11 protein-coding genes are annotated in these 13139 nt (G+C 42.9%); 6 read left to right on the top strand and 5 right to left on the bottom strand.

The features are described from left to right. Window positions 1–3 precede the first annotated feature (3 nt). The 5 genes from M2137_RS11305 to M2137_RS11285 all read left to right on the top strand — a co-directional run bounded on the left by M2137_RS11305 (window position 4) and on the right by M2137_RS11285 (window position 4639). Window positions 4–693: a hypothetical protein gene (locus M2137_RS11305; RefSeq protein ID WP_280766552.1), complete on the top strand. Its 690-nt coding sequence runs from the start codon at window positions 4–6 to the stop codon at window positions 691–693. Beyond that, a complete protein-coding gene (locus M2137_RS11300; protein ID WP_280766551.1) occupies window positions 690–1421 on the top strand; it encodes a hypothetical protein in 732 nt (243 codons plus the stop codon). The genes M2137_RS11305 and M2137_RS11300 overlap by 4 nt, the downstream gene beginning before the upstream one ends. Continuing rightward, on the top strand, window positions 1418–1780 hold the full coding sequence (locus M2137_RS11295) for a GntR family transcriptional regulator (protein ID WP_280766550.1): 363 nt from the start codon (window positions 1418–1420) through the stop codon (window positions 1778–1780). Before M2137_RS11300 ends, M2137_RS11295 begins: the two co-directional genes overlap by 4 nt. Before the next feature lie 120 nt (window positions 1781–1900). After that, a complete protein-coding gene (locus M2137_RS11290; protein WP_280766549.1) occupies window positions 1901–4087 on the top strand; it encodes a TlpA disulfide reductase family protein in 2187 nt (728 codons plus the stop codon). A 45-nt stretch (window positions 4088–4132) separates the two neighbouring features. Next, on the top strand, window positions 4133–4639 hold the full coding sequence (locus M2137_RS11285) for a hypothetical protein (RefSeq protein ID WP_280766548.1): 507 nt from the start codon (window positions 4133–4135) through the stop codon (window positions 4637–4639). Here the strand turns inward: M2137_RS11285 and M2137_RS11280 are convergent. From M2137_RS11280 to M2137_RS11270, 3 genes are all read right to left on the bottom strand, one after another. Then, the gene (locus M2137_RS11280) at window positions 4636–6012 is read right to left on the bottom strand and encodes an MFS transporter (protein WP_280766547.1); all 1377 of its coding nucleotides are present in this window, start codon (window positions 6010–6012) and stop codon (window positions 4636–4638) included. The genes M2137_RS11285 and M2137_RS11280 overlap by 4 nt on opposite strands. A 159-nt stretch (window positions 6013–6171) precedes the next feature. Further along, window positions 6172–8709, bottom strand: a complete 2538-nt coding sequence (locus tag M2137_RS11275) for a cellulase N-terminal Ig-like domain-containing protein (RefSeq protein ID WP_280766546.1) — start codon at window positions 8707–8709, stop codon at window positions 6172–6174. A 572-nt stretch (window positions 8710–9281) separates the two neighbouring features. Next, window positions 9282–9479 (bottom strand): hypothetical protein, encoded by a 198-nt coding sequence (locus tag M2137_RS11270; RefSeq protein WP_280766545.1) that lies wholly within the window; start codon window positions 9477–9479, stop codon window positions 9282–9284. 163 nt (window positions 9480–9642) lie between these two features. On the opposite strand from M2137_RS11270, the gene M2137_RS11265 reads away from it, so the two are divergent. Further along, window positions 9643–10281, top strand: coding sequence for a class I SAM-dependent methyltransferase (locus tag M2137_RS11265; protein ID WP_280766544.1), 639 nt, complete (start codon window positions 9643–9645; stop codon window positions 10279–10281). 12 nt (window positions 10282–10293) lie between these two features. On the opposite strand, the gene M2137_RS11260 is transcribed toward M2137_RS11265, so the two are convergent. Together M2137_RS11260 and M2137_RS11255 are read right to left on the bottom strand one after the other, a co-directional pair. After that, window positions 10294–11430 (bottom strand): DNA alkylation repair protein, encoded by a 1137-nt coding sequence (locus M2137_RS11260; protein ID WP_280766543.1) that lies wholly within the window; start codon window positions 11428–11430, stop codon window positions 10294–10296. 331 nt (window positions 11431–11761) lie between these two features. Continuing rightward, a complete protein-coding gene (locus tag M2137_RS11255; protein ID WP_280766542.1) occupies window positions 11762–12298 on the bottom strand; it encodes a DsbA family protein in 537 nt (178 codons plus the stop codon). Between the last annotated feature and the right edge of the window lie 841 nt (window positions 12299–13139).

Here is a 13139-nt window from a genome sequence, read left to right as displayed (position 1 = left end):
ACGATGAATGCTGAATTCAATATAAAACGTGTCGGTTGGATCTTACGCGCAGATTGGAAAGAATATACAAAACTGATTTCTTTAGCAGTTTGTATGATAGTTCCTTCTTTACTTGTGATGCGGTCGGGAACAGAGCCTTCCCAGTTTACGGGTTTATGGTTTGGATTGTTTTTGACCTTGCTTGTATATCAGAATTATGCCGACCAAAAAATACATCACTCAAAAGGCCTTTGGTTGACACTGCCGGCGACAACGCTGGAAAAATATGTTGCTCTGTTAATAGCCGGCATCGTATATGTCAGTGCATTTTTACTTCTTTTTCACCTCGTTCGTGTCGTGCTCTATTTGTTGCAAGATGCACCTATTTACTCCATGAAGCAACTCGCAGAACCTTTGAAAGGGTTTGGTTTTATAACTCTCCATTTTGCTTACTGTTTAATGATAACGACGATTTTTAGAAAAAATGCGCTGGGAGCTGCTTTCCTGATAGAGGCCTTGTTTTTAGGGGGGCTGACCTTTATTGTTGATTGTCTGATGAATGGCCATTGGGAAATCTACACAATGGGTTCTGTTTTCCATGTGTTTGATGCCCCGTATTATATCTTAGGGCAACAGACAGATATCATCTTTTATCTATTTGCTCTCCTTTTCTTGTATATCGGTTATGTACAACTTAAAAAACAACAACGATGAACAATACATTTAATATAAAACGCATTGGTCTGATTCTGAAAACAGATTGGATCGAGCACAAGAAATCGTTTCTGTTGACTATCGCCTTGTTGCTAATAGGTTACCTGCTACTGATGTGGAATGGTAGTATTCACACGCATAGGAATCTTTTTATGCTTGGGGTTGTTTTTACAATAATTAGCTATTTTGGGTATGTCGGCCTGAAAATACATCTTTTAAGAGGCCGGTGGCTGACTTTGCCTGCTTCTACCTTAGAGAAGTATACAGTTTTATTGATTGTCGGATTACTCTATATAGGCATCTTTATCTTTGTATTTTGGTTTTCTACACAAGTTGCCTTTCGCTTGAACGACAGACCTATCGTCCATTTATTTGGTATGGAATCATCAAACGTTTCAATAGATGGCTTTAGATTTCCGCTTGCAATGAGAACTCTTGCGCTGATTATCTTCCATTTTGCCTATTTCTTCTTAGCGCAAGTATCTTTCCGTAAATATGCATTGGTCGTTGCTATGGCCGTGGAAGCGATTGTCGTCGGACTTTATTCCTATCTGAAGATGTATCTGTTCACGAATATCTTCTCTACCGGTGATGTAACGATACCCTATATAGCGGTAGAGAATCCCCTATACTTCCTGGTCGATCATATGAATACGATCCTATATGTCTTTTCTATTCTTTTATTCTATGCGGCGTATGTCCGACTAAAAAAGATGCAGATCCGATGAATTATACAAACAACCAATCGATATTCCTCCAGATTGCCGATCGGATATGCGATCGTATCCTCAGTGGAGAGTACAAAGCCGACGAGCGTATTCCTTCGGTACGCGAACTGGCTGTTGAAATGGAAGTGAATCCGAACACAGTGATGCGCTCTTTCGAGCGTCTGCAAGCTAATGAAATTATCTATAACAAGCGGGGACTCGGCTATTTCGTCTCGCCCTCGGCCGGGGAAGAGATCCGGAAAATGCGCTATACACAGTTTGTGGAAGAGATCCTGCCTACGGTTTTCAAGGAAATGCAGCTACTGGGTGTAAGCGTAGAAGATCTCTCAAAGGCTTATGAACGGTATATAAACAAATAAATATAAATCCCCCAAAAATAGATAGACTCAAAAAAAATGAACAATCGATACGAAACTATTAAATAATCGTATATTTTTGTGTTTGATATATTTATAAAACATGAGTAAAACGTTGCGCGTATGAAAAAGAGTATCTTGTTGTTTTTTGTGTTATTCCTTACCGGAATGATCGGCCTATCGGCTAAGAATGTGATTATTACGAATCCGGTTTATGAGTTCAATGCTTCGGGTATTACGAATATAGCCAAAATAGAGATTACTCCGAATGAGACGCGTCTGCATATTCATTCGACATTTATTCCGCATTGGTGGGTAAGTTTCCCCTCTGCTACCTTTATTGAAGATGCGGATACCGGCGAGCGTTATACCGTTACCGGTATGGAAAAAGGAGAGCTGGACAAAGAAATCTATATGTCGGCATCGGGCGACTCGACCATGATCCTTATTTTCCCTCCGATAGACTCCAAAAAGGTAAAAACGATAAACTACGGAGAAGGCGACAGAACCATTGTGTATGGAGTTTCTTTGAATCCGAAAGCGAAAGCAGCACCGAAAGGCGAGATGCCGGAAGAGGTTCGCCAATGGATCGAACAGGAACTAAAGAAAGCACCGCAGCAGACCTTGATCGATCTGGATAGTGAGGATTTCTTTTCTCGTCAACCGGCACGGCTGATCGGGTATATAAAGGGCTATCATCCCCAAGCCGGGTTTGCGTCGGGGATTGTCTATGCCGAAAATGAGCTGACGAGGGAAAGCTCGCCGGTTGTTATTCAGATACATGAAGACGGACGTTTCGAAGGCGAGATACCGTTGATACACCCGATCTATAAGTATGTTGTTTTTCAGAACCAGATTGTCAACTTCTATATCGAACCGGGGCAGACCTTGTCGATGGTGATAGACTGGGAAGAGTTTCGCAAGGCCGATCGTTACCGCAATCGCCGGTATAGTTTCGAAAACATTCAATATGCCGGTGCCGCGGCTGAGGTCAACAAGGAATTGGCAGGTATCCAAAGCCGTCTGCCTGAAGTTGATTATATGAAACTGTATGATAACATTTCTTTGGAACCAGGCAACTATGTTCTTCTATTGGATTCGATTATGCGCAATAAGCAAGAAACGCTCAAAAAAATTCTCGATACGGAAGCGCTTCTTCCCCATACACGAGATATCATTCAGGTAGAAAATATGGTACAATACTATGTTTATTTGCTTGAATACGAAATGCGTTATAAAATGGATCGTATGCAGAAAGGGGAGACTGATGTGAAGTCTTTGCCTCTCTCTTTCTATGATTTCCTGCATAAAATACCCCTGAATGACCAGAAACTGCTGATGACTTCATCCTTTAGTACACTGATAAACCGCTTTGAATATATGGATATACTCAGAGGAGGAAGGAGCTTTGTCGTTATGTCACAACCGAAGATAAGCCTGTTTGACTATCTATTCAATGAATTAGGGCTCCCGAAAGAGGCTTCCGATGAAGAATATATAGCCTATTCTAATAAGATGGCAGAGAAAAAAGAAGATCCGAGTCAAGAGGAACAAAAGGAGATTATGAGCCTCGCAAACGCGTTTAATGCTAAATACAAAGAACAGGTTGAAGCATATATGGCAAAATATGTGAAGCAGGAATTCGGGGCGATGTACCTCTCTCTTTGGCAACAGAAAGACTCTGTCTATACGCATGTGTTAGGATTGCCGCCCAGTCTGATGTATGATATAGCGAAGGTGCGTGAAATGAAATTTGATTTTGAGCAGTTGGGAAAAGAAGAAGCATTGGACTTCTTGGCCAAGTTGATCCTGCCTCTTCCCCATAGTTTCCTGAAAGCAGAGGCGGTACGATTATATAATGACACCTATGCTGCCCAGTCGAAAGGAGCTTATAAGCTGCCTCCGGGGAAAGGAACGGATATATTCCGCAGTATGGCAGACCAGTTCAAAGGGAAATATATCTTTGTCGATTTCTGGGCAACCACCTGTGGGCCCTGTATTTCCGGCATCAAAAGCCAAAAAGAGGCTCGCGCCAAATACAAAGATAGTCCGGATGTGACCTTTCTCTTTATCACCAATGATAGAGAGTCGCCTTTAAAGGATTATGAGAAGTTTGTTGAAGAACAGGAATTGACCAACGTCTACCGGATAAAACAGGATGACTACGTATATCTGCGGGAGCTATTTAAATTCAATGGTATCCCCCGCTATGTGATGGTCGACCGCGAAGGGCGCATCATGGATGATAATTTCCAAATGTATAATTTCGAGCAGACTTTGGAAAAAGTGTTGAAAGAAGAAAATGATTAACTTGCCTGCCGAATGGGTAGGTTCATGTATGTATAAATGAAATTCGTGAAATCATTTGGGGGATGGCTGTTGGTTGTCCTATTGTCTGTATCGTTCTCCTCCTGTCAGAAAGAGCGTATCAACTCATATGACTGGTTTGAAATAGTGAATCAGGATACGGATAATCCCATGAACAGGGTTCCCTGGCTGAATGAGGCAAAGAGCAATGTGAAAGCTTATCTCGACAAGAACCTGGATTTCTATAACCGGGTCGACTATACAGGTGGGATCTCTTATCCCCGGAGCTTCATTGATTCTTATGCATACGAGGGAGAAACCTATTATTACCTGTATATTCAGGATGTGCCCGGCGCCAAAGATCCGCTCTCTTCTTATCTGTTTGTGCCGACAGTGTATAAAAGCGACGGGCAAATCTACCTTGGCAATATCGATATCTATGCTCCAGAGCAACATAGCGAAGACGGTCAGCTTTTCTTTTCAAAAGCTGACCGTCTGCAACGTTTATGGAGTTATGAGCTTATCCGTTCCGAAGATGGATGCGGCTGTCTCTAAATAGCCTGTTTCCGATTATCCAATTTCTTCACCACTATTCCGTAAATAATCAGGGCAATAGCGGAAACAAGGGCGATGGCTCCGAAGTAATACCAGATGTAATGAGCGTTTGCGCTGGCTGCCTGCCATTCGGCATGGCTATTGAACAACATGGGCTCGGGGCAATACTTATTCAATAAAAAGCCTGACAGCCCGAATCCGAAGAGCGAAGAGAGGAAAGAATGCAGATGGCTGAAGCCGAGATACAATCCCTCTTCTCCTTTAGGAGCCTGAAGAGAGAAGTATTCTAAGAAACGAGGCGAGATAAATGTTTCGGCCAATCCCTGGAAAACAATTCCCACCACCATCATAAAGGCCACCGGGTGCATGCCCAGAATCGACTGCGAGGGATCCAATACATTCCCATAGGCCATGCAAAGCGCCGACACCGGCATGATAAACATACCGAACGTCATTGAGGTAAGTGCTGTCTTCTTGCGCATAAGCTGCGTCACCAGGTTTACCGTCAATACCACCACCAGCGGGTTTACATTGGCATACCAGGAGGGAGAGGCGCCTTCGCCCGCCAGGCGCAACACATATTTAGGCATGGTCGCATACAACTGATGTTGCACCATCCAGAATCCTGTAATGATAAAGATCAGAATAATCAGACGTCCGTTGCTACACACCTTCACCAAGGCACGGAAGATATCGCGGAACGATTTCCCTTCTCCGGCATGCTGGGTGCTTTTGTAGAAGAACCAGATGGCAATAAGCGCCAGGAATGTCATGGACGCTGAAAAGTAATTGAGTGTGATAAGTCCCTCGTTCCCCATCGCATCGCGCAGAGGTTTCACAATGGTTTTCCCTGAAAAGGCACCGATGTTCACCATCGAATAGAAGATCGAAAAGCCTTTAGCCCGGTTCTCGGGCGTGGTTTCTTTCGCTACTGTTCCGGAAATCACACTTTTGATAAACGATCCCCCCAAAACGATCAACGCCATAATGGGCAATATGCCGTAGCGTGCGCTGCTTTCCAACAGACCGGTAAACTTGGTCGTCATCGAGTATTCTACCAATCCCGCCGACTCAAGCATGGTCGGAAACAGGCCGAGCCCCAGATATCCCAGTGTCAACAAAGAAAAGGCCAATAGCATCGAGCTACGAAAGCCGATCTTATCTGCCAACGCACCGGCAAAGGTAGGAAGCAAATAGAGGCAGGCAGAGAATACGCCGGCAATGCTTGCTGCCTGAATATCATTGAATCCAAGGATTCTGCTCAGATAAAGGGTGATAACAATAAATACGCCATAATAGGCGGCTCGCTCGAAAAGTTCAACAAGGCACGCGACTTTGAATGCTCTACTCCACTGATTTTTAGTTTTTCCCATGTGACTTTGTGTAAGATTGTAATTGTAAATGTGTTTTTCGTTTTTAAAAAATGAGCTCAAAAATAGTACAGAATTAGCATACATGCAAAAAAGAGAGGCCACGATTTGGGCCTCTCTTACTGATTATATGTGTCGTGAATGGATTATCATCGTCTCTGTTTATTCAGAAATAATGATGTTTTTGAAAGCACTTCCGAAGATCAGATAGGCCGTGTTTCCACCGATAGTTCCTTCGTTTTGTCCCCAAAGGAATGGCCAGTCGTCATAGTTTTCAAAGTGGTCGGGCTGACGGAACAGAAGACCCGGCGCCACGTTACCCGGAATGAAAGAGAAGTCGGCACGGTTGTTACCGTAGAATACTGCTTTGGGGCGGGTAGCGCCAACCGTTGCCACAAACGAATAATTGTGGTAAGGATGGCAGCCAAACAGCCAGTTGGTGGCTTTAAACGCATGACCGGCATCGATAATATCCGGGAAATGCTTGTTGGCAAAGCAAATGGTCGTACCAAAGTTTACAATGCCTCCGCTGCCTGCCCAGTTGCCCATGCCGATAGGCACTCCGTACGGGTTATCATTATCAAGTCCTTCGATAAACTCCTTGTATTTCAGCATATAGGGGCGGAGTTTCTCTTTGAAAGCCGCATCCTGATGCGGTATGGCGTGCAGGGCGGTCAGAATGGTGGAACTTACGTTGCGATCGAGTGCCGGCCATAGGAGTTCCAGGAATTTGTCGATATATTGCTGCTCACCCGTGGTGATATACAATTGCAGGTTGGTGGTCATATCTCCACCTCCGCTACCGGATCGGCCACCACGTGCCGGCTGTTTTGCCAACAGTTCGGTCGCCTCTTTCAATAGTTTTTTCGACTGTGTCAGGGCTCTTGCCGAGAGGTCGTCGTTGTATCCTTCGAGAGCCCGGCTTGCAGCAGCAAACATTGTGGCAGCCCGCAGGTCGAGTCCCGGATTGCGGCTGGTAAAGGCCCACATATCATCCTTCACACCGCTTCTCTTGCCATCGCGAGATACTTCGTAAGGACCCAGGCTCGGATCGTAGATACGGCCGTCTGTGATAGAAGCGGCATCGCCCAGGTGGTGGTAGTTGTCGAGAACCGAGTTGGAGAGGGTTTGCGCCATGTGGCCAAGGATCTCTGCCTGGGCAACCAGTTGCAATGTTCCGTGTTCAATAAACTGCAGGATGTCAGGCGCTCCGTCCGGACGGTGAAGGTCAACATAACGTTGCTCCTGGCTAACAAAAGTCTGGTCGCGCAGCGGTTTGAAGTATTCCCATGTTTGCACAAAGTTCTGTACTACGCCGATGTTGGCTCCTGTTTCGATATCGAAGTCTCCGGCATCGAAGAAACCACCGATGTTCAATCCCGGTATATGTTCCAATCCTTTGTATTTGGTGTCGGTGGTCGGCCCCTGACCATGCAGGTCGAAGTGGTCGGTATTAGGCGGAGCCTGCAAGTAACCCTCTTTGAACGGTTCGCCATGCCATACCCGGTAACCCTCGTTCACAAACATATGATTCATGTGAATGGGGATCCAGATGTCGCTGGTAGCATCGGTTATCTTGTTATACACGTTGTCTGCAATCAGGAAATGATTTGTCTGCAGATTACCATATTTAATATAATAAACACCGGGTGTATTGACCGCAGAGAAATCGAATTTTGCATAGTGATACTTATAGTAGTCACCCCATGATTCCACCTTGCCGCTGAATACTTCGGTTGCTTTTCCTCCTTCGTCCACTTTATAAACAGATGCTTTCGCCAGAGGTTTGTCTTTTTTGTCGAGTTCGATCACGGAAACCTTCTGTTGCGAAGGAATATAACCCACTTGTGAGAAGCCAATATTCGGTTCTCTCGTCCAGTTGTCGATGGTATTCCCTTCGAGTGTCCAGGTCAATACCTTCCCTGTTTTCCCTGCCGGAAGCATACTGCGCACGACAAACCAGCCGTTTTGTGCCAGGATGCGGCCGTCGTAAAGCGACAGGTCGGTCTCCTCGGAAGTGATTTTTACCATACGCTCGGGCGAATCGGATGCCAGAACGATCGTACGCCCTGTTTCCAAAGGCAGTGGATCGACAAAGCGGTCGGTACCTCTGTCGTCGTAAGTGACATAACCTTTGTATTGTTTGGGCTTTTCGCTGTTAGGCCGCGTAACGGTATTGCCTACGGCATAACGTGGAATCAAACTGACGCGTCCATCCATCAGGTAGGTCTTGCCCCAATACTGCGACGGCAGGAACTCCAGGTTGAAGCCGGCAGCCTTTTCAAGTGCCGCGGGAACGGGTTTGTCGAGATGAATAGAAATTTCCACCCCTTTGCCTTTGGCGGCAACAACCATGCGAGCATCAAAATTGTAATCCGGATAACTAAGCGTCACCTCGATGGTCTTTGCCTCTTTGTTGACAACTCGGTTTTTCATTTGAGGAACAAGGTCCCATTGCTCGGGTGTGTTGGAAAGCCTGATGCCTCCTCCTGTCGATGTCCGCACACCATGGTGGATCAACTCCAAACCGGCTGTTTTCTCATCGTTAAACCCACCGGTAAACGGGTTGTTGTACACCAATACATTAAATCCTTGTGTTTCGAAATACTCAAGATCGTTGAGTATCAATTCCTTTTGGCCAGACTCTTGTGAGCATGCCGATAGAAATACAATTGCTAAAAAGAATAGTACTTTTTTCATAAACATTAATATTGCTCCTGTTGGAAAAAACGAATGGTTTTTACTCTAAAACTGACTATATATCAAGCTTTCCCCTAAGGAAATTTTTTGCAAACCAAAGAAAGCATACGCGCTCGAAACCAGCAAATTATTTTCGCATTTTTAACGTATAACAGGCAGATTGGCAACTGTTCAGCCAAAGTTGGGAGGACGTAGAGTGTAAAGTGAATCAATGTAAACAAACGTTAATTTGCCCATTTCCGACGAAACCCCCAATTTACGATTTGTAATTTCGGTGGGACTTTGCGTGTGAAAAAGCGGGACTTTGGAGACAAACTCCCGGGAGAAACACTTTTTAACGTATGGGTTTGTAAGTAAAACGGCCGTTTTGCTTACAATCGATATTTTAACATATTGGATTTTAGTGTGCGAAAATGAACGAATCATTATACGTAGTACATTTAAAATTCTTTTCTACATTAAAAAGAATGCGATTAAGAGCAACGGGGAAGCTCCCATAATGGCAAGAATATATCGTAAAATACTTCAGCCATAGTTTTATGAGATAAATTTTGTGTAACGGTAATAGAAATCTAAATATGCTCTGCCTGCCATAACAGCATAAGTTCAATAATCTTTTCAGTAAAAGTTGGCTTCATGAAAACAGAAGCGATAAACTTGGCTATATCCTGTGGTGAAACCATCGGTATTTTCTGTTCATGCTCAAAGTTACCCAATTCTTTTACTAATGCCGAACCTACCTTTCCGCTGGCTCCTGTAATTATATTCATATTATGGCTTCTTATGTAAGGTTATAAATTTAGTAAATACATTACTGTTATTGAGTGCTTTTATCCTCAAATCAAAAAACTATTTAGATATTTACGGACTAAAAGATGCCTTTATAAAAGAGGAGGATGATGAAAGTAAACAAATACGATAAAAACAGATAAGATGGTTGAATTTTGGGAATTAAGTTTTAGGGACAAGCAGATTATGTGGGGATTGGAAGCGGCTGATTCTGCTTATATCGCATTGGAATTATTCCGCAAGAACGGAATAAAGAAGATACTGATCCCCGGATTCGGATATGGAAGAAATGCAAAGCCGTTTCTTGACAATGGTTTTGAAATAACTGGAATAGAAATATCAGAAACGGCTATCGAACTGGCTGAAAAACATTTTGGCGAAACGGCAAAAGTGTATCATGGCTCTGTAACCGATATGCCGTTCGATGACGAGTTGTACGATGCTGTTTTCTGTTATGCCCTTATACATTTGTTGAATGTGCATGAGAGGCAGAAACTTATAGTTGATTGTTTTCAACAGTTAAAGCCCGGCGGATATATGGTCTTTTCTACCATCTCTAAAGAAGATGCCTCGTTCGGGCAAGGAAAACAGCTTAGTAAAGACCGGTTTGAACGTATAAAGGGTGCAAAATTGTTTTTTTATGACGAAGATTCCATAAAACGAGAATTTCGCGACTGCGGTTCGATTGATATCCAGAAGATAGATGAACCTGTAAAACAGATGAAATCTCGCCCTCCGATGAAGTTTACACTCATTATATGTAAAAAGCCGGAGGTCATTTGAACAGAAATTCCCTTATTCTACCAGCTCGAAATCATGTTTGGCAAATTCATTCCCGTTGATTATAACAGCGACCTGATGAAGTCCGGGGTGAAGTTTTCGGGTGGTTACTACCTTGAAAGAGTGTTTCCGAGTGATGGGTGTGGTTGAGTTGGCGGCGTAGTCTTTCTCACTGATTTTACAAACTTTCTTCGATAAGGTGCCATTCGCCTTTTGGTAATACAAGCTGTATTCAAGTCTTATTTTAGTTTCCTTGTTGCTGTTACTCAATAGGTTGAAACTAAACTCCAACGAACTGCCGACTTCCACTTTGGGGGTTGCGATCTGAAAGTCTTTAATAGTTATATATTTCGTATAACCCAAGCCGAATAACTCCATCACTTCCGGATTGCCTTGTTTAAGGAGTGTCCGGCAACCGTGTTTAATGATCCAATCGACTTCTTCGGACTCTCCTTGCCATCTTTTTGCCAAATCAATCACCACTTCGGGATTGTCTTTGGCTATGTCATTCAGGTTGTTGGCAACACTCAGCCGCACAAACCGTGCCGGGTCGTTTTTTAGATTTTCCAGTATGGGAATGATAGGGGAAGGGTTGGCTTTCAAGCTTGGTAAAGCCATTGCCCAGGGTAGGCGTGGGCGGCAACCTTCTGATGCCAACCGACGGACTCCCCAATGTGCATGCTTCGACCAAATGAGCATTTGTGCCATCATAGCATCGGGGTATTTGACAATGAACTGATGGGTCACAAATTCACAGCTTGTGAACTGGGTGATTCTCTCTATGGCTTTAACAGAGGTCTCGTAATCGTCCAGCCCATATTGCTCTACGTAGTTATCTAATATTCCTCCATACTCTAAGAGTAAGCCAAACTTCGTGTCATCTATCTTGAAACAATGCGGATAGCGGGGTTCTATATGATCCAGTAGTTCGAGTATTTTTGCCATTGCATCTTTGTAGTCTGCCGGTAAGAACCTTTTGAGTACTGTTGCAATATGTGCCGTGCGTTGTTTGAGTTCTCTGTTTTCCCACTCCTTGTCCATTACCTGCGACACGAATGTACGGGTATCTAAGTCGGGAATGATGAGCTTTAAGTCTTTCGTGAACAGATCAAATAATTGCTTGTTGTACATGTTTTTAAAGGGCTCTGCCATATTTTATACTTTTAATTCTTGTAGTGGATTGTTTTCTAAATATTCAATTGTACTCTCTTAGGGAGCTTTTAGTACTTCTTATTCTAAGCTTTCAATTACTTAATCTACAAATTTACAACTTCTCCGGCATATATATAATATCATCATAGGAAATAAAACATTAGCCAATAATGACCAACTCAAGCACTGAGTCGAACTCCTCTTAGAAATCAACCCGTCTAAAAAAAACAAAAAAACTGGAATAGTAGGATTAGTTACAAAGAAACCGGGAAACAACCTTTCGGCTGTTTCCCGGCTCAGGAACGTATAGTAAGGTCTTACTTGTGTGCGTTTATTTTGTTACGCTCAGATGCTGTTCGGCCAATTCCTGCAGATGATCAATAAATGAAACGGACATCCAGTTGCCTTCGTACTTTTTTCCATTCAGGAAGAAGGTTGGCGTGCTATCCACTCCATTGTGCAATCCGGATTCATAATCCCTGTTCACCTTATGAAAATAGGGGTCTTCCCCGAAGCGTTTCTCAAAACGTTTTACATCCAGTCCGATTTTACCTGCATATTCAATCAGGCATATATCCTCCAAGCAATCCTGATGTTCGAAAAGTGCATCGTGCATTTCCCAAAATTTACCTTGCCCGCCTGCTGTTTCAGCTGCGATGGCCGCATGAACTGCGTTCGCGTGCAACTCTTGTAAAGGGAAGTGACGAAATACAATGGCCAAGCGATCTCCCATAATTCTTTTAGCTTCTCGCAATATGTGATATGCGCGTTTACAATAAGGACATTGAAAATCGGCATATTCAATCAATACTACTGGGGCGTTCAGGTGGCCTAATACATGATCCTTGGAAATAATGTCAATACTCATACACTTTTTTCTTTTTGTCTAAAACAGTTTTGTACTTTTTCTTTATGTCTTTATAACATACAAAATAAATGTTTTGTTCTTTTAGTTAAGTGTTTATTAATGAGAATATTTGAGGAAAAATTCCCCAACCGGGAAAATATTTACGATCCCATATTTTTGAAAGAAACCAGCGCATGAATTTGAATCGCTAAGCGATTTCTGTTTTGATTGGGCTCAGGATCAAAAAGATGCATGGCAAATGATGAAATGTTAAAATATAGATTGTAAGCAAAACGATCGTTTTACTTACAATCCCATACGTTAAAAAGTGTTTCTCCCGGGAGTTTGTCTTCAAAGTCCCGCTTTTTTGCGCGCAAACTCCCACCGAAATTACAAATCGTAAATTGGATGTTTTGTTGAAAATGGGTGATTTAATGTTTGTTTACATTATTATAAGGGACCTAACTATTCAGTGTTTGTTGTTGATCTTTTCATATCTGATACTCGCAGGTGTCCCAAGAAGGACGTCGTCTTTGTAGGCCGTTGCACAAACAATGCAGTCGAATATCAAAAAAAATAATTTATAATTCTCTTGATTTCAACTGATTGATGCATTCTCTCTAAAAAACTTTGAAAAAACTTCTCAATAAATTTTGTTTTGTATGTTTTATAGCCCTATCTTTGCACCCGCAAATGTGAGATCATTTGCTTCTTTTTTCTCCTTAATTTCTTGTTTTGATGCCTGAAGTGGGTGTGAGATAAAAGAGAAGAGTTCTTTGAAACAATTACATAATCAACAAAGTAGTACAAGAAACGCGTGTATGCTTTCTATACATATAATATATGTTAGGAGGGTATATAC

This window comes from Parabacteroides sp. PFB2-10 (assembly GCF_029893085.1).
Lineage (GTDB): Bacteria > Bacteroidota > Bacteroidia > Bacteroidales > Tannerellaceae > QVMG01.
The sequence above is the reverse complement of the archived record's forward strand: the minus strand, read 5'-3'. Positions and strand labels throughout refer to the sequence as shown.